Source organism: Trichococcus sp. ES5, assembly GCF_900067165.1.
Classification (GTDB): domain Bacteria; phylum Bacillota; class Bacilli; order Lactobacillales; family Aerococcaceae; genus Trichococcus; species Trichococcus flocculiformis.
In genome coordinates this window covers 21,839-40,717 of record NZ_FJND01000013.1, presented here as the reverse complement: position 1 = coordinate 40,717, position 18,879 = coordinate 21,839, and the positions used below count along the sequence as shown (strand labels likewise).

Annotated in this window: 17 protein-coding genes; 5 read left to right on the top strand and 12 right to left on the bottom strand. The window is 36.9% G+C overall.

From position 1 onward, the window contains the following. Positions 1-4 precede the first annotated feature (4 nt). From TES5_RS10370 to TES5_RS10325, 10 genes are all read right to left on the bottom strand, one after another. Positions 5-427, bottom strand: coding sequence for a diol dehydratase small subunit (locus TES5_RS10370; RefSeq protein WP_068561797.1), 423 nt, complete (start codon positions 425-427; stop codon positions 5-7). A 21-nt stretch (positions 428-448) separates the two neighbouring features. Next, entirely contained in the window at positions 449-1,024 is a 576-nt protein-coding gene (locus tag TES5_RS10365) for a propanediol/glycerol family dehydratase medium subunit (protein WP_068561795.1), read from the bottom strand. A gap of 18 nt (positions 1,025-1,042) precedes the next feature. After that, on the bottom strand, positions 1,043-2,707 hold the full coding sequence (locus TES5_RS10360; protein WP_068561794.1) for a propanediol/glycerol family dehydratase large subunit: 1,665 nt from the start codon (positions 2,705-2,707) through the stop codon (positions 1,043-1,045). Positions 2,708-3,136: 429 nt separating this feature from the next. Continuing rightward, on the bottom strand, positions 3,137-3,781 hold the full coding sequence (gene dhaL / locus TES5_RS15375) for a dihydroxyacetone kinase subunit DhaL (protein WP_072763841.1): 645 nt from the start codon (positions 3,779-3,781) through the stop codon (positions 3,137-3,139). Between the two features lie 69 nt (positions 3,782-3,850). After that, positions 3,851-4,843, bottom strand: coding sequence for a dihydroxyacetone kinase subunit DhaK (gene dhaK / locus TES5_RS15370; RefSeq protein WP_068561851.1), 993 nt, complete (start codon positions 4,841-4,843; stop codon positions 3,851-3,853). Positions 4,844-5,137: 294 nt separating this feature from the next. Next, positions 5,138-6,307: an iron-containing alcohol dehydrogenase gene (locus TES5_RS10345; protein WP_068561793.1), complete on the bottom strand. Its 1,170-nt coding sequence runs from the start codon at positions 6,305-6,307 to the stop codon at positions 5,138-5,140. 31 nt (positions 6,308-6,338) lie between these two features. After that, positions 6,339-6,713 (bottom strand): dihydroxyacetone kinase phosphoryl donor subunit DhaM, encoded by a 375-nt coding sequence (gene dhaM / locus TES5_RS10340; RefSeq protein WP_068561792.1) that lies wholly within the window; start codon positions 6,711-6,713, stop codon positions 6,339-6,341. Then, positions 6,710-7,291: a dihydroxyacetone kinase subunit DhaL gene (gene dhaL, locus TES5_RS10335; RefSeq protein WP_068561791.1), complete on the bottom strand. Its 582-nt coding sequence runs from the start codon at positions 7,289-7,291 to the stop codon at positions 6,710-6,712. The genes dhaM and dhaL (TES5_RS10335) overlap by 4 nt, the downstream gene beginning before the upstream one ends. Positions 7,292-7,337: 46 nt before the next feature. Next, on the bottom strand, positions 7,338-8,327 hold the full coding sequence (gene dhaK / locus TES5_RS10330; protein WP_068561790.1) for a dihydroxyacetone kinase subunit DhaK: 990 nt from the start codon (positions 8,325-8,327) through the stop codon (positions 7,338-7,340). A 38-nt stretch (positions 8,328-8,365) separates the two neighbouring features. After that, the gene (locus tag TES5_RS10325) at positions 8,366-9,505 is read right to left on the bottom strand and encodes a glycerol dehydrogenase (RefSeq protein WP_068561789.1); all 1,140 of its coding nucleotides are present in this window, start codon (positions 9,503-9,505) and stop codon (positions 8,366-8,368) included. A 236-nt stretch (positions 9,506-9,741) separates the two neighbouring features. Between TES5_RS10325 and TES5_RS10320 the strand changes: the two genes are divergently transcribed. Both TES5_RS10320 and glpK read left to right on the top strand, forming a co-directional pair. Next, complete coding sequence (locus tag TES5_RS10320; RefSeq protein ID WP_068561788.1) at positions 9,742-10,290, top strand: TetR/AcrR family transcriptional regulator C-terminal domain-containing protein; 549 nt, start codon at positions 9,742-9,744, stop codon at positions 10,288-10,290. Between the two features lie 84 nt (positions 10,291-10,374). Then, positions 10,375-11,880, top strand: a complete 1,506-nt coding sequence (glpK, locus tag TES5_RS10315; protein WP_068561787.1) for a glycerol kinase GlpK — start codon at positions 10,375-10,377, stop codon at positions 11,878-11,880. Between the two features lie 815 nt (positions 11,881-12,695). On the opposite strand, the gene TES5_RS10310 is transcribed toward glpK, so the two are convergent. Next, a complete protein-coding gene (locus TES5_RS10310) occupies positions 12,696-13,412 on the bottom strand; it encodes a Fic family protein (protein WP_068561786.1) in 717 nt (238 codons plus the stop codon). Between the two features lie 1,153 nt (positions 13,413-14,565). Between TES5_RS10310 and TES5_RS10305 the strand changes: the two genes are divergently transcribed. Both TES5_RS10305 and TES5_RS10300 read left to right on the top strand, forming a co-directional pair. Next, positions 14,566-15,384, top strand: a complete 819-nt coding sequence (locus TES5_RS10305; protein ID WP_016172615.1) for a ParA family protein — start codon at positions 14,566-14,568, stop codon at positions 15,382-15,384. Positions 15,385-15,414: 30 nt separating this feature from the next. Beyond that, positions 15,415-15,825: a hypothetical protein gene (locus tag TES5_RS10300; RefSeq protein WP_016172616.1), complete on the top strand. Its 411-nt coding sequence runs from the start codon at positions 15,415-15,417 to the stop codon at positions 15,823-15,825. Between the two features lie 927 nt (positions 15,826-16,752). Here the strand turns inward: TES5_RS10300 and TES5_RS10295 are convergent. Beyond that, positions 16,753-17,949 (bottom strand): ATP-binding protein, encoded by a 1,197-nt coding sequence (locus TES5_RS10295; RefSeq protein WP_068561785.1) that lies wholly within the window; start codon positions 17,947-17,949, stop codon positions 16,753-16,755. Between the two features lie 407 nt (positions 17,950-18,356). Here TES5_RS10295 and TES5_RS10290 point away from each other — a divergent pair, with 407 nt between their 5' ends. Next, positions 18,357-18,668 (top strand): BRCT domain-containing protein, encoded by a 312-nt coding sequence (locus TES5_RS10290; protein ID WP_068561784.1) that lies wholly within the window; start codon positions 18,357-18,359, stop codon positions 18,666-18,668. Positions 18,669-18,879: the final 211 nt, after the last annotated feature.

Here is an 18,879-nt window from a genome sequence, read left to right as displayed (position 1 = left end):
TTGCTTACTCTTGTCGTAGCTTTCCTCTTTGTTCATAAACCTCTGCCGCTTCTCTTACGAAATGTGCATTCACTTTTGCGTTGTATATATTTTCAAGTTCTTCTGCTATAACCAAAAGTTCTTCTTTTGTAGAACGATATGGCCTTAAGCAGTTGTATATCACCAATAACCTTTCATCTGGAACCGCTATCAGCTCTGATGCTCTTCTGAAGTTTCTAGCTACAGCATCTCTATTCATTGATTCAGCAATCTGTGCTTGCATTTCTAATGTTTCCCGAGATATTCTCACGTCTTCAGGTTTAATTTCTCCATTTATCACCTGTTCCAGCGTTATGTCTTCCAATTTCTTTCCAGTTGGCGTTTTTATAAATTGAGGACTTTTAGTCGCTAAAGGATAGTCTTGCGAATTCATATTTCTTTTTTCCATTAAATTTTTCCTCCTTCCAATTTAAAATTTAACTTCTATTTCTATAGGTTTTCTGCCCACCATTACGTGCTTGGTTTCTTTTATATGAAGCAATGCTGCTTTTGCCATAAACTTAGGTCTTGCCATTTGATCGTTTACAATTGGAACTGGGGTTGGTGATTCACCTTTAGCATATTTTGCTGCATTTTTTCCTATCAACCTATAAGTCTCAAGTGTTATCAATGGGGCCTGTGAAAAAAGCTCCAGATTATTTAAAGGAAGTAAGTCTTTGTGGTGTATAACCGTAGTTCCTTTTGATTGAATCCCTATGCCTATTCCTGATCCACTTAATTTGGCTGCATCATTAGCTATAAATGACACATCCGATGTTCTAATTATTCTGACTACACGAGCATTTAATCCTTCTTCCTCAATTCCTGCTATAATTTCTTTCAGTACATCACTGTGAGGGATACTAACTATCGTTTTATTCTGGAACTTATGGAAAGCTGGAGCAAGTCCTATAACAACCTCACTTTCTTTTGTACCAGCTTTTGCTTCTCCTACTTCTAAGAGCTCAAGCTCTGGTATAGCATATTTATTTTCTGTATTGTTCATAATTTTCACCTCCATTACTTACTCAATATCTTCTGGTCTTATTATGTTGGGAATGTTTTTAATCTCTTCCCATCTCTCTTCACTGATTCTATACCCCGTTCCAGGTCCCATATAATTATTTATATCGTTAACTGCGCTTATAACATCAAAATTTTTATCCAATATTGCAGATGTCTGCAAATAGTCTCCAGTCACTCTCTGCTTAAGCATATTTAATACGTTATTTGCTACATCATCAAATCCATTTCTACTTAATGCTTTAACTATATCCAGACCAGTAATTCTCTTTTTAAGCATCTCTTCTGCAGCTTTCAAATCTTCAACTACATTTCTAGCCGGCATATCTTTACTGCCATGAGCGTACGTTGCTGCTTCTACCTCTTCATCAGTAATAGCTGGGAACCCAAGGTCCATAAATACTGCTTGTATTGCTTTTGCAGCTTTATTCCTTATTGCAATAGTTTCTTCTTCTGAAACTGGTCTTAATCCGCCATCTACCTTTAAATCTCTTTGGAGCACATTATAATCATCAAAATCCTCTGCATCAAAATTTGACCCAGCGAACATATTGTCGTAGTTTGGAACTGCACTGTATCCAGAGAATATAAAATCTGTTCCAGGAAGCATCTGCATAAGCGTCCTGGCAGTTCTCCTTATATCTGAATGCGAGAAAGTTTGGTCATTTGCTGAAGCTACTTCTAAGTCAAGCATAGTAGTTATAAGGTTTTCGGCAAGTACTGCTCTTATTCCAGATGGAACTGCACCTGTCATTCCTATACAGCTGACTGCACCATTTTGAAGCCCCTGAACGCCAGCTCCTTTTGTTAAATATATACACCTTGCTTCCAAGTAAAGCATTGACTTTCCTTCTGAATATCCCATTAGTGCTTCTGAACCTGTCCCTGATGTAAATCGCATTTTAAGTCCTCTTGAAGCATAGGCTGATGCTAAAAATGCTTTTGACCACGGAGTGTCGTCTCCATCTGTAAATGCTTCTTCAACTCCGTATACTGAAACGGTTTCTGCGTAACTTGTAAGCCCTCTCATACCTAGGTCAAGTTCTGTAGCTTCTTCAACAGAACATTGGGTTAAAATCCCTCCACGACCTACTTGAGAACCTACAAGAAGCGCTAATGCATTAAATGGCGCATATCTTACTATCCCAACTGTCGTTTCCTGTTCCGAGAAGCCTCTGATGCCTGCTTCTGCTGCATCTGCTGCAATCTGCACTGGGTTATCCTTTAAATTTGTAACGTGACACTGATTTGATGGAGTTTTTCTAGCCCTCATTTTTTGAAGAGCCATCATCATTTCTACTACATTCATGTGTGATACAACTTCTACTATTTTAGCTGGAGTTACAGATGTTGTTATTTTTATAATTTCAGCTCTACCAACATTTATATCTACAAGCATCTGCGCTATTTTAAGCGATTCTAAGCTCATAGACTTCTCAGCATCTTTTAGATTAATTGCATAGTCAGCTATAAATCTGTCTATGATATCGAAGTCTTCTCTTTTTTTTCCATCAAGTTCAACTATTACTCCATTTTCAATCTTTATAGATGCGTCAGGATCGTTTGGGCTTCCCATAGCTATTAAGCCCTCTTCTGACCATTCACCTATAAGACCATCTTGATTTACAGGCCGCTGAGCCAACACTTCAAATCGCTTTGATCTCATCATTATTCCCCCTTTTTCTAAAAACTGCTTTTTGTCTATTGTTAAATCCTAGTTATGCAATGATGGTAATCAGAAGATGCTATCTCTTCATAATTATTTTCAATCTCACTAAGATAGCTTTTTTTACAATAAATTAAAACCCACGATACTCTTAATAAATACCTACTGAATAATTTTAAAACCCTATCGTAATAGTTTTTTTATTTATTTTTATATAGAAACTTGAAACAGATCAGAAAGCTACACTATGAAAAAATATGATCCATAATTATTGGCCCCATCACTTTTGTCCGTTGTGTGGGAATTTTTATACTTGCCCTCACACATTGGGCTTCAGAAATAAAATTTCTACATGATACCGAACTATTGTATTAAATGAATACAATAAAATTTGAAATGTATTCAATGGCATTGATTACTAAAAATATACTATGCTTCTTCTGCTTTAAATTTTTGTATTACTTCGTTAAATATAACCCCGATAGCAGTAGCTCCAGCATCCGGAAAATTAATGCTTCGCTCACCGACATAAGTGGCCCTACCTTTAGAAGCTATCATTTCTTTTGTTTTTTCAGCACCCTTTACAGCTTCTTCTGCACTATTTCTAGCCGCCTCTACGAAAGGCTCTCCCTTTTCAGCACTCAGTTTCAAGGACTCAGTTGCTGGAATTAAAGCATCAAGCAACGTCTTGTCACCAAGCTTGGCTCCTCCACGTTTCTGTATTCCCTCCACAGCACACTGGAAAAGTTCTGCAATCTCTTTTAAATTTAATTCTGTTTTACCCTTTGCATATTTTGCTGCACTTCTAAAAGCCGAACCCCATATAGGACCGGAAGCACCTCCGCAGTGCTCGGTGATAATCATTCCACACGCTTTAAGAAATGCCCCAATATCTTCCTTAGGAAGCTCTTCCCATTCGTTCTTTAATACTTTGAATCCCTTAGCAACAGACATCCCGAAATCGCCATCTCCTGCAATCGAATCCAATTCACAGAAATAAACTTCATTTTCAATAATTACATCGCTCATATAATCCACAATTTTCACTACATTTGATACTGATAAATTTTCCACTATATATTCCTCCCAAGAAGTTGAACTATCTTTATTTAATTATCACTCACGAATATCTCACCTAAGCATCTATACCTTAAAAGCAGGAGCATCCGATGGATAATCCAATAACTCTTTCAGCTCTTCATCTAATTTCATAAGGGAGATTGATGCGCCACTCATATCAATTGCTGTCATATAATTGCCCACAAAAGTTTTGTACACATTTATATTCTTATTTTCCAAAATTTTGTTAACCGAATTATTTAAAAGATATAATTCTTGTAATGGAGTCGATCCAAATCCGTTTACCATCAGCGCTATGTCGTCGCCAGATTCATAAGGCAAATCTACAATAATTCGATTAAGCATTTTTTCCGCAAGTTCATCTGCTGATACTATTTTTTCACGCGCTATACCAGGCTCCCCATGAATTCCTACACCAAATTCCATTTCATCGTCACCAAGGGTGAATGTAGGTGATCCTTTTGCTGGAACAGTGCATGAGGTAAAAGCAAATCCGATGGATCTTACATTTTGTATCGCTTTTTCTGCTGCAGTTTTGACTTTTAAAAGTTCATGTCCCTTTTCAGCAGCTGCACCTGCTATTTTATGAACAAATACAGTGCCTGCAACACCTCTTCTTCCAATGGTATAAAGGCTGTCTTTTACTGCTACATCATCGTTTACATAAACCTTTTCAACCTTTATATCATCATCTTCAGCCATTTCTGCAGCTCCATCAAAGTTCATGCAGTCTCCAGAGTAGTTCTTTATAATCAAAAGTGTTCCTTTATTTGATTCGGTTTCTGTAATTGCATTATAAACCTGTATCGTTGAAGGAGAGGCAAACACATCTCCACAAACTGCAACGTCCAGCATACCTTTACCTACAAATCCACCATGAGCTGGTTCATGACCACTACCACCACCGCTAATCAAACTTACTTTATTTTTATTTAACTCTTTTCTTGTTATAAGTTTATATTTTTTGTTGAAACTTAATTGTTCTGGGTGTGCTTTAACCATACCTTCACACATTTCTATTACAATATCTTCAACTTTATTAATGATTTTTTTCATTATTCGCTCTCTTTTCCTTTTAATTCTTATTTCGTTTATCTGATATTTCTTAAAAAATTGTTGGAAATGACATAGCATAAATACATTCTATTTGAATGCGTACTTGATTAATAACTCCCTTTTTTGTAAAAATAATTAAAAAAAACAACAAGAATGAAAGTCTTTGAACTCGTATTACTTAATATACTGAATAAAATTATAGGTAAAAATAAATATAAAAGGAGGCTAGGATGATTGTATTCCAGCCTCCTTTCATACATTTATTCAAGTCTGATACCTGAAATAAGTTAACCTTTACGCATCGTATGCTTGTTGGTACAATTTAATAATATCTTCTTTTCTACCGACCCTAGGATTAGAAAATGCATTCCCATCTTTCAAAGCATTTTCTGCCATCATATCAAAATCTTCAGGTAATGCACCCAGAGATTTAATGTTCGTTGGAATACCGACATCTTCGGAAATACGAACCATTGCTTGGATAGCTTTCTCAGCAGCTTCCATCACTGTTAACCCCTCGATATTTTCACCTAATAATTGAGCAATATCAGCAAACCGTTGCGGATTACTGATAATATTCCATTTTTCAACAGTCGGCATTAAAACGGCACAACAAACACCATGAGGAGCATCATACTGACCACCTAATTGATGAGCCATTGCATGAACATAACCTAAGTCTGCATTATTAAAGGCCATTCCAGCCAAAATTGAAGCATACGCCATATTTGTTCTTGCTTCTATGTCATGTCCATTAGCTACTGCACGTCTCAAATACTTAGCAATTAATTTTATCCCTTGAATTGCTTGAGCATCAGTAATAGGATTTCGATTCACAGATACATAAGACTCCACACAGTGCGTCAGTGCGTCCATACCTGTTGCAGCTGTCAAAGCAGTCGGGACATCTAGCATTAGCATTGGATCATTAAATGATACCAGGGGAACATTCCGCCAGGAGACAACAACGAATTTTAGGTGTGTTTTTTCATTTGTGATTACAGCATGTCGCGTAATTTCTGAAGCTGTTCCAGCCGTAGTATTTACAGCCATCAATGGTGGTAAAGGATATTCCAATGTTTCAATCCCTGCACATGCAGCTAGGTCGTCTCCATTTGACAAGACAATACCGATTCCTTTCCCACAGTCATGAGCTGACCCCCCACCGATTGTAATAATTGAATCACATTGATTTTTAAGGTATAGTTTCTTCCCATCCTCAACATTTCGGATTTTTGGATTTGGTTCTACACCATCAAAAATCACATAGTCAACATTGGCCGCTTTAAGAGAGTCTTCTGCCTGCTTAACGGGACCATTAGCCAATTCTCTTAAAAATTTATCTGTAACAATTAACACTTTGTTCATATTCAACATTTTGGCTCTTTCTCCGACCTTTTTAACTACTCCAGGTCCAAAGAAATTCACATTAGGCATCATAAAATCATAGTTTTCTTTTGTCATATTTATTCCTCAGTTCTGTAAAATCCTTTTTTTACTTATAAATATGTAATTCTTTTAATTGTTGTTCGATAACATTGTTAGCCACATCTGCCTGCAAAAGTGCTGCTGCAGTGTATGAACCTTCAACTATTGGTACATCGTAAATTGTAATCGACTTTTCACTGAGCTCTCTCGCCATTTCCAAATTCATCTTTGCACTGCCTAAATCATAAAATGCCAATAAATTATCAGACGGATGTTGCTCAATCAATTGAAGAATATTATCAAAACTAGTACCAATTTCAACTTCAGATATGCCACCGACCACTTCAATATTGACATCACTGGCGACTTCTTGGAGTAATCGATTGATTCCTTTTGCGATTTCATAAACGTGAGAGACAATAATAATTCCTGTTGTCATCATTCGGCCTCCGCTTCTAACATAGCGTGAAATAGCAATGCAGAGGAATATGCCCCTGGATCGATATGTCCAATGGAACGTTCACCGACATATGAAGCACGACCTTTTTTAGCCTTTAGAGGTTTTGTTGCTTCAACTGCCTCATCAATAACCTCATCTGTTAATCCATCATTTTCTAATGCCAAAACAACTGGTGCCCAAACATCGATCATTGTTTTATCACCAACTTCGGCTTTCCCACGTTTTTGAATGCTTTCTAAGCCACCCTGTAATATTTTTCTCCATGATGATTCACCTTCTTGATATGTTTTCAACATACCCATAAATGCTGAACCATATAATGGGCCTGACGCACCCCCGACCTTGCTTAGTAAATTAGCCGTAACTATCTTCAAAAGCGCTTCTAGTGAATCGGGAGATTGTGTATCGATTGCTTCGACAACGTGGATCATACCTCGTGACATGTTATTCCCATGATCGCTATCCCCAATTGGTGTATCAAGCTGGGTTAGATAGTCTTTTTCCTGTTGAATTTTCTCATTAAATAATTCCATCCAACGAATTCCTGTTTGTATATCCATTATGGGTTCGGACCCCTTTCGTATGACCTACAATCTGATATAATATTTACCAACTTATAGTCGTAACTGGTGCTTTTAATGCTTCAATATAAAAATCATTTTCCAAATGGAGTAAAGTTAAGGACAACCCTTGCATTTCAAGTGATGTCATAAAGTTGCCTACCTTGTAAAAGTCAACAGATAATTCACGATTGCTCAAAAGCTGTTGGACATCATTTGTAAAGACATATTGCTCCATTAATGGCGTTCCACCTAGCCCGTTGACTATCACTGCAAAACGGCCTTTTTCCTTCGCGCCAAATTCATTTACTAATTTCGTTAATAGTTCATTTGCAAGATCCTGAGATGTTTGTAATTTTTCCCTGCGATATCCAGGCTCACCGTGAATTCCTACTCCGTATTCAATCTCATCTTCGGCCAATACAAAGCTTGGCTGATTGCTTCCTGGTGTAGTTACACCAGTCAGTGCGAGTCCGATCGATTTGATACTCGGAATTAAATTCTTGGATAATTCTTTGATCTCTGTGATCGACTTTCCTTGCTGAGCTGCGTAACCTAATATTTTATGAACGAGAATCGTTCCGGCTACTCCCCGTTTTCCTTGGGTATATAAGCTATCTTCAACAGCGATATCATCATCTACAACTACACTCGCTACTTCGATACCTTCCATTTCAGCTAGTTCTTGAGCCATTTCAAAATTCATAATATCTCCAGAATAATTCTTGATCACCAAGAAGACACCAGCACCTTCATCTGATACCTTGATCGCCTCTAAAATTTGATCTGGCGTTGGGGAAGTAAATACTTCACCACAGATTGCAGCAGATAACATGCCTTTGCCGACGAATCCAGCATGAGCCGGTTCGTGTCCGCTTCCGCCTCCAGAAATAATAGCCACTTTTCCATTTTTTTCCTCTTTACGTTGGATAATCCCAGTCTCAGGTATCCTTTGGATTAAGTCAGGGTGGCTCACAATCATACCTTGTAACATTTCATCAACAATATTACTGGGATTGTTCATGATTTTCTTCATCTATTTCCATCCTTTGATCCATATTTTTAGAATTATTTTTATTTTGCTTGTTTGCGTAGTTTATAATTGCGTCCCAGTGCGTCAGCTACCATGATGGCTGCTTTTACTTGTTCAACATCAACTGTAAATGGCATAGAATGAATTGATTCTTCTGGAATGCAAGATTTCTCTGCTACTTCAGTTAATTGCTCATCAGTGATGCTCTTAACTCCGATGTCTTCTAGACAAACTGGTAATCCAATCGATAACGAGAAGTCTAATACTTCGTACAACTCTTTCGATGGTGCATTTTCAAGAATCAATTGGCAAATCACACCAAAAGCAACCTTCTCACCATGAGTAGCTCCATGAGCATCATGTAGAATGGTAAGTCCATCATGAATCGCGTGAATGGCAGCTAAACCGCCACTTTCGAATCCAAGCCCGGACAATAAAATATTTGCTTCAATAATATTTTCTAGTGCAGGTGTAACGATATTTAGATCTGAAGCTTCTTTTGCTTTATGACCATCCTCTAATAAGGTTTCATAGCATAATTTAGCAAGGGCTAAAGCTGTATTTGTACTTTTAGCAGGCGGACATACACCTTCTCGTGCACCACAGGGTAGTCCCGCGTTTACATTTGCGAATGCTCTGCTTGTTGCTCTAGCTTCAAAGTAGGTAGAGAGTGCGTCTCCCATACCAGAAACCAAAAATCGTGTAGGTGCTTGGGCAATAATAGTCGTATCGATCAAAACAACTGAAGGACTTTGCATAAAATATGCATAATCATCAAATTCACCAGCTTCTGTGTAGAGTACTGCAGAGTGACTGGTAGGTGCATCTGTCGCTACAATAGTCGGCACGATAATCAAGTTCTTCCCTTCAGCTACAACCTTAGCAGTGTCAATAGCTTTGCCTCCACCAAGACCGATAATACAGTCACATGACTCTTTCTTAGCTAGCTCTTGCAAACGAGAAGCCTCCACCCGAGAAGCCTCGCCGTGAAAATTAGTTTCGATAAATTCGACACCAAATTTTGCTGCCGTCTTTTCTAGTTTTTCTCGTACGCGGTTTACATCGTCTTGATTAGCAATCAACAAAGCTTTTTCCCCAAATGTCTTTACAAAGTAACCTAAATTCAATAACTCATTTTCCCCTTGGACATATTTTGTTGGACTAATAAACGCTTTTCTCATTTTTATTCCTCCTAATTTTTGTTGAAATACAATAACTCATTGAATTACTAACCAAGTAACCCCTTACATAATTCAGATGATTCCCTTCCTTGAAACTAGAGTCATCTTAACAAGTAAGCGTTATCAACTCAACAGACAAACAACATCATTTGTCCGATTCAATTGTTTTAAGGATGATGTATAATGAAAAATAATATAATATGATAGTTAATACGTTTTCGAAGGGGCCACAAAGCATGAACCGACAAAACGCAACGAAGGAAATCATTGCTTATTCCTTCAAATATCTCGCACGTGAAAAGGATATTGATAAAATATCAATTACAGATATAATGGACCAGACAGATTTCCGCCGTCAGACTTTTTATGATCATTTTGATGACAAGTACGATTTAATTACTTGGATTTTTTCATATGAAACCTCTAAATTAATTCAATCACTTACGGTTTGGGAAAAGTGGCAAGAAGGATTACTCTATCTATTGAATTATCTTGAAGAAAACAGTAATTATTATAAGAAGGTTTTCTCAAACATGAAGTTCGATTCATTTAAGGAGTATTTTGCGTATTATATTAGGCAAATTGTTAAAAAAGTCGTGAATGACTATTTTCGAATACACGTTATTTCTAATAAGAACCAAGCTATTATTGAGACAACAGCTGACTTTTATGCTTATGGATTGTCAGAAATGCTATATCGCTGGGTTCTCGGAGGCTGCGAGCTTAATAGTGAAATATATCACAAAATAATTATCCAAGTGATTGGCTATAGAATTCAGCCTTAAATTGCTTTATTATTATGTATATAACTTACAACATATTAATGAAAAATATTGACTATGCACTGCTTACGAAGGAAGTGATTGGTTATGCAAGAATATATTTTAGCTATTGATCAAGGAACATCAACAACTCGTGCAATTATTATTGACCGCCAAGGAAATTATATTGGCACTGCATCTCAAAAATTTGAACAACTTGTTCCACAATCTGGCTGGGTGGAACAAGATCCGAATGTGATTTGGCAATCAGTCTGTACTGTGATTCATAAAGTTATGGAGGGGTCTTGTATATCATTCCATCAAATTAAAGCTCTTGGAATTACAAATCAACGCGAAACATCTATTGTATGGGATCGACAGACTGGGCAACCAATTTACAATGCCATTGTGTGGAGCTCTAATCAATCACTAGATATCATTAACAAATTTAAACAAGATGACGTTGAAAATTACATACATGAAAAAACTGGATTAGTGCTTAGTCCCTACTTCTCTGCTAGTAAAATTCGCTGGATCCTCGATCATAAATTAGGTTCACAAGAAAGAGCAGAACGTGGAGAGTTAGCTTTTGGAACAGTTGATAGTTGGCTTATTTGGAAACTTACAAATGGGAAATTACACTGCACCGATCACACAAATGCATCACGGACGATGTTATTTAATATTCACACCTTGGAATGGGATGATTACTTACTAAATCTATTTAATATTCCAAAAAATATGTTGCCGGAAACTTATCCAAGCTCTTATGTTTATGGACTGACCGATTCAGATATTTTTGATGGAGTGAACATTCCAATTGCTGGCGTTGCGGGAAATCAGCAAGCAGCGTTATTCGGTCAATTAGCCTTTCATCCTGGCCAAGTAAAAAGCACTTATGGTCAAGGAACTTTTATTGTCATGAATACCGGATCTGAACCGAAAATGTCTAAACACAGGTTACTCACCACAATTGGTTATTCGATTGACAATCAAATAACTTATGCACTTGAAGGATCTGCTCTTATTTCAGGTAGTGCAATTGAATGGTTGAAAGAAGGCTTGAATTTATTTGAATCAATAGCGGATTCAGAAATTTTTGCACTTGAAGCTGAAACTAATTCCGGAGTTTACGTTGTCCCTTCCTTTCGAGGAATAGGTGCTCCATATTGGGATTCAAGCGCACGAGGATCTGTTCTGGGAATCAATGAATTCACAAGTCGACGAGAATTGATTCGAGCAACTTTGGAATCCCTTGCCTATCAAGTCAGTGATATTATTGAATTAATGGAATTAGATACTGATATCGTAATAGATATCCTTTACGTTGATGGTGGAGCTGCACAAAATAATCTATTAGTACAGTTTCAAGCAGACATTCTCGGAAAAACAGTCGAGCGTACCGAACGCTTAGAGACCACTGGATTAGGGGCTGCTTACCTTGCTGGTTTAGCAGTTGGTTATTGGCGTAATCAAAACGAACTTGCTGCTTTAGTATCTGCAAACGAACAGTTTAAGCCTAATATGAGTATTAAAGAACGTCAAGAACGACTGCACGGTTGGCATAGTGCTGTTAAAGCAACACTCTATTATGCTAAGTTATTACACAAATAATTATTTTCATAGAAAAGTTATATACTCTCGCTGAGTACTTTTAAATACGGATTTACCGGCACACTTTAGTTTCAGTTCGCACTCACAAAGCGTAATCAAGCAGGCTGGGTCATAACTAGCTGAAAAAAGGTTCCAATCACCAAATTTGGTGATTGGAACCTTTTTTTGAGAACCAAGGTACAGATTATTTTCTAAGGTTAGCTCTCCAAGGAATGCATTTTCATGTTCACTACAACAAGAGCAAATCTCAATTCATTGCGCACTTCTTTTTCCTCTGCCTGAAAAATGAAAAAGAAAAGTATTTGCACTAATTTATTCACCAAAATATATGCCTCCACAGCTAATCACCATAATAATCAACTACAAACAAATCTAAAAGAGGAAAAATATCAAAACTACCTTAAGCAATCAAGAAACTATAAGTCTTTTAAAATATATATGGCTAACCTCGTATCACGATTAGCCTATTAGAAAAAAATAAAAATAGGATTGGGTATATCAGTGAGTGTCCTTAATAAATGAGATGAGATATATTTCACATATTTTACGTATTTGCAGTTAGGCGGTGAAAAAGATGCACTCTTATGAAATGTATGTTTAATTAGAACCAGCGTTTGAAAATTTTATTGAAACAATTAGTATCTATTTGATAAACAACTATCATATTACCGCAACGTACCAAGATATTATAGAGAACGCAGCGATAGTTTTATAATAATAATTACATAAATAACACGAAATATATGAACAGTATTCTCACAAGGTCTTGAGTCACTCCGCCAACGAATAAAACCTACTAAGTTGTTTAGTAGGTTTTATTCATATAAAATTTTCTCTTGATCCATATTTTGGAATGCCTGCATACGCTTCTGCTCTTTTGCTAAAATTTCTTGTGCAAAAGACATAAACCCATTTAAATCTTGTTTTGCAAGCAATTCGATATAAGTTGCTTTGGTTTCTTTCTCAATAATCAAAGGTGGAAATCCTTGCTGTAACAAGGAGTAATTCAAGATCATACGCCCTGTGCGTCCATTCCCATCAGAAAATGGGTGGATCCCCTCGAGTTGAATATGTGTATCTAAAATACTCTCTAACTGCTCTTCTTCAGTAGCTGCATTCTCCAACCCGTATTCTAGCTTATCCACCAACTGTTGAATAAGAAATGGCGCTTCCCCTGGTGTAGCTGTTTGGAATTCTGCACCTATAATCATGTTTTCTTTCTTTTTGAATTGGCCTTTATCATATTGAAGGCGATCGGTTAAATCAGCATGAATCTCTTTGATAATGGCCACAGAAAGTTTATCATTATTCTCTAAATGATCCAATAGATTAAAAAAAGCTATTTTATGATTTTCAATTTCGTAAAATTCACGTACAGTCGCCCCACCGCTAACTGGCAGTATGCCATTCAAAATAATTGAGACTGTCGCAGGCAATGATATCGTATTTCCTTCGATCCCTGCTGAGTGGTGAGCAAGACGCACCAGCATATCATCTAAATAATCTTGTGGTATTTTTTTCAAACAAATCATATGGCCTCTCCAATAATAAAAATAAGTTTCTACTGTCAAATAATATAAAATAAAGTTGACTAAACACACTAAGTATACTAGCAGAGGAGAGGGAATGAGCAAGTGAGCAGAGTTGTACCCTAATATCACTAAAAAAATTTTTTTGAGTGAATTAGAGTACAACATGCTTATGCAAGTCCGTTCTAGCGTCGGATCGGTCAGTCGCGTGTTTCGCATCTGTATGCGTTGGTGTCTTTTCAACACACCTGAAACCCTCTTAAAATCCTCCCTAAGAGCATTGTTTCCGGTTACCGGGCTTTCGGCCCAGGATTACCACCCCCGCCGTTTACGGCCGCGGACGCCATTCGGGGAGAGCACGCATACAGTAATGCCCTTAATCCCCTAGCATTAGTTATTGCAGCGGCTAATGCTTAACCTTTCCACTTGGTTTCTAAATTAATAGATCGCTGCTTGGCTCCAACGATGTTAAAAAAGCCTTTGCCATTTGTCCAGGTGCTTGGTATAATGACAGTACATAAATGCTAAGTTATGTTTTGTCCTGCGAACGTCAATTCGTGGGGCTTTTTTGTATTCAATTTTTAACCTCTATCAGGCTCTATAGGATACTCACAGAAAGCTTCTTCAATATTTTAAATACTTATAAAGTTACCTTAACCTAACTTATTTTGTAAGTAAACCCTTTAATGCTCTTCAAAACTACACAAAAGTATACTGGTATACCAAAAATACTACGCAGAAGTATACCAGTATACTTCTGCGTAGTATTTTTAGGTTCAAAAACGTCTATAAATAACTACGCAAGAGTATACCAGTATACTTCCGCATAGTTATTTATAGGTCAAATCACGCTTATGAAATTTAAAATCGCCCATATAACTTGTTTTCATTTCCTTTCATTCCGGAATATAAAGTACACATAAGTATACTGGTATACTTACGCACCAGTATACCAGTATACTACGCACTAGTATACTGGTATACTGGTATACCAAAAAAACTATGCAAGAGTATACTAGTATACTCTTGCATATATTACATTTTTGTTACATCCTTACAAAAGTATCTTTCAAATGAGTATACCGTTGCATAGTTTTTTATGAATGGTATAATCTATACATGAGTATACTATTGAATATTTTTCGGAGGGACATACATGGACGGAAAAGTATATGTTGTAGGAAATTTTAAAGGTGGCGTAGGAAAAACAAAAGTCGTCACAATGTTAGCGTATGAAGCAGCTACACAATTTAAAGATCGCACTTTAGTAATCGATTTGGATCCACAAGGGAATGCCACACGTGTCTTAGCCAAAACGGGTAATATTGATAATATAGATAAATCTATTACTGACGGATTTCGTGTAGGTAATTTAGAGAATGAAGTCATATCCATTATGCCTAAACTTGATTTGATACCAGCCAATACTTCCTTCAGGAACTTAACAAAAGTATTGTTCGAAAAGTTTCCAGAAGATGAAATTTCTCAAATTTCTTATTTAAAAGAGTTAATCAAACCGTTGAAAGGAAAATACGATCGTATCTATATTGATGTTCCACCAACCATTTCGGATTACTCAGACAATGCAATGATGGCAGCAGACTACTGTATCATTGTCTTACAGACGCAAGAATTATCACTAGATGGTGCGCAGACATATATCGCTTATATGCAGTTTCTCTCTGAAAAGTACAACGCACATTTGCAAGTACTGGGAATCATTCCTATGATGTTACGACAGGGAGGACGTGTTGATACAAAAGTCCTCGATCAAGCAAAAGAAATGTATGGGAATAATGTATTGGGAACAATTGTAAATTACCAGGAACGCTTGAAAGTTTATGACGTGGAAGGTATCCATGTAAACAGAAATATCAGTGGAACAATAGAAATGTGGGACGGAAAGGCACACCAATTATTCATAGATGTTTTGACAGAGCTAGATGAACACGAAAGGTACTTGGAAAGCATTTAGATTATTATCGTGTAGGAAAGGAGTCGTTTTATGAGTAAATCATTTGAACCACTTATCAAAAAGAATAAGAATAGCCTACTAGAAAAAAATGTCAGCATTAAAGGAACCAATGAATTCGATCGGACACCCCTTCGGCCTATTATAACGCCCTCAAAAATAGACAGACCTTCTGAACAAAAAATAGAACAACAATCACAAGAAAAAAGTATTCCAGATAATTTTTTTAAGGCTACAAAAACCGCAAAGTTATCACCCGACGTATTACTTCGATTAAATACTTTGAAACCATTTATTGAAGAGTTAGAAGAGACAGATAAGTCTACAGTTAATGATATGATGCAAATGCTGATTGAATGTTATGTGAATACACGACTCACTACTCGTCAAAGAGAAGGATATAATCAAATGTATGCTCACCTTTTTGAGCACTCAAAAAAGTAAAGCTTCTGATAAATATGCCCTGCATTTAATGAAAAGCATGGATAACTGTCAATAAGCACCTTATGATACGCAGTGCTCTTATTTAAGAGTATCCGAGACAACGGAAGTTTGAAATTCTTTATTCCTTAATACGTATTTAAAAGTAAACATTTTATCACTACTAATGACTAACTTATGATTCTGTAATTCAGTGAAAAAAATATTTTTGACTCAGCCTAATTCGTTAAAGGTAAGTCTAAAGTTATTTTTCCATGAGCATAAGGAGGTCACTCCGCTGCGGTTTTCTCAATCTCTCGAAAACCGCGGCAGATCAGGCAAAGCCTGATGCGTCCTCTACTCCGCTCAAAACGACCCAAAAAGGCCTATTTTAATAGTTTTTAATAGGAATTAATAGTTTTTAATAAGACTAAAACACATTTTTAATAACAATTAATAAGAGGATGGAAGTCACCTTAATCAAGAAGTTCTCCCCTCGCTCTACATAATTGAGTAAAGAATGCCGCAGTCCATTCCTATTCTTGCTTTGCTTAAGAATAGGATAAAAGATTAGAGACTTTTCATATCCAATAGTCTATTGAGACAAAATTTTGTAGGATATACTTTGAGGAAATTTGAATTTTCTTGATAAATCGTAGACATATCCGATTAAGAACATACATTCAATAAAACAAATATCTGCTGCAAAGAAAACACACAGGTACTATTATTTGCAAACAGATTTCCTTTCCTTTGATTGAGTATATGAGTAGGTTGTTTTCTTGATTATGAACTTCTAGTTCGTCGTTTTCCTACTTATATTAATTTCAACAGGACTTATTTCACGCTAATTATCATAAGAAAGCGACTCTTTCTACTAGACCAGAAAGAGTCGCTTTTCATTAACGGAAGAAAGAAAAGAAGTGTTGTTCACGGGTTTATACGTGGCCGCTATTCTTCCAGTAGAAAATCAAAAACATTTTTGTGTAGAATCCCATTTTGGGACATATCCAGTCGATCCATCGTGATCAACCATTTTGGATAATTGTCTGTAATTTTGTCAAAAGCTTTAAATTCTCGCTCTTTTGTCTGCTCGTCCATCACCGAAAGAGAGACTTGAATATACATTTTTGTATCCGATCTTTCCGCAATGAAATCAATTTCGGCGGTCCCATTTTTCCCAACAAAAACCTGGTATCCTCGTCTGATTAACTCTAAGAACACAATATTTTCAAGATCATGTCCCATATTGGAAGACTTATAGCCGATCAATTGATTGCGTAACCCCATATCGATAATATAATACTTTCCGTTTGTTCTTAAGAGCTCTTTCCCGCGTATATCATAACGACTGCACTGGTAAAGAATATAAGCATCACACATCAACATCAAGTAATTATCCACTGTGTCATGGCTGATTTTTGATCCCTCAGAACGTAACGTATTGGCTATTTTATTGGTAGACAGACTATTGCCGATATTATCAAATACAAATTTTGCGACCTTGTAGAAGCCACCAATTTCTCTTATTTCACCGCGGCTAATAATATCTCTTGAGAAAATAGAATCAAAGAGTCCTTGGTTAATCGTTCGAATCAAATTTTCGTCTTCCACCAGGTTCACTGCGGGGAAGGACCCGCTGCGGATATACTGTTGATAATGTTGTTCTAGGTTATTTACCGTATCGTACTGTTTAAACTCCAAAAACTCACGGAAAGACAAGGGGTAGACCTTTATTTCAATATACCGTCCGGATAAGTAGGTAAGATATTCTCCAGAAAAAAGACTGGAGTTTGATCCTGTCACATAAATATCCGCATTTAACGTCACCTTGAGACTATTAATAACCTTAGCCCATTCCTGAATTTCTTGCGCTTCGTCAATCAGCAGATACACCCGCTTCTGTCCTGGAATCCGTTCCCTCAGATAAGCATGGAGGCGGTGGCCGTCTTTCAAAGGTTCATTTTCCATCTTCTCATAACTGATTTCGACAACTTGGTCTTCTTGGACGCCACGCTCCAGTAGCCAGTCTTTATACAGCATTAAAAGGGTTGATTTCCCACAACGCCGGACACCAGTCAATACTTTCACAAAATCGCTGTCTTTTACCTGAATCAATTTATCTAAATAACTCTGACGATTAAACATACTGTTCCTCCTAAAATCCTGTGACATAAGCGAAATATGTCTCATTTCCAAATATTTATTCGAGCATACGCTAATAATTTTATTTTTATGCATATATTTCGATTATACTCTAAAAACTTATTTATTTGTTTGGTTTTTCGATTATACTCGAGGAATTTTTTTTTTGTCGCTAAATTTAGTAGATTTGAATGGGAGTCGTCCATTCTTCAATCTGAAAGTGTCTTGAAACCCTTTATTTTCCCACCCACTTTAAAGTAAAAAGGGGTCTAAGGTTAGGTTGAGAGCAATATAAGGCCTTTTTCTGCAAAAAGAATACACGTTCGCTAATCGTTCTTGATAAAAGTCTTTCGAGAAGGGTAAAATAGAGAAAAGAACACTTCCAGCTGAGGGGAAAGGCAGGTGATACTATGTTGCGGGGCGAAAAAATTGTATTTACAGGTAAATTGGATACGTTATCTCGGAAACAAGCGCAGGCATTAGTCACTGCCTTAGGAGGCAAGCCGCAAGCAGCTGTCACCAAAGATACCACCATCCTTGTGGTCGGAAAGGCGAACACCAATCTCTTTCAAGAAGATTCGCGAAGTCTGAAGATGCAAAAAGTGGAAGCTTTGCAACAAGAAGGCCACGCTGTTTGTGTTTTGTCCGAGCAGGCATTCTTGGAGAAAGCCCTGTTACACCTAAATCAAGTGGTGGGGATTATGAGTGGATCTAGAAGGTAGGATGAACCCACCTCTTCTGTTTCAGAAGGTCTAAAAAGAGAGGGCACTGAATGAAAATCAACTTAAAAGTAAATGTATTTCAAAATTCTCGAATATAGGGATTAGTCAAAGTTTCTAATTTTTACACGCCTACTAGACCTAGAGGCGTTTGATGGATTGACGGGCGACCTCCTCAAAATTGAAATAGAATTTTTGACTCGTCATCCGCGTG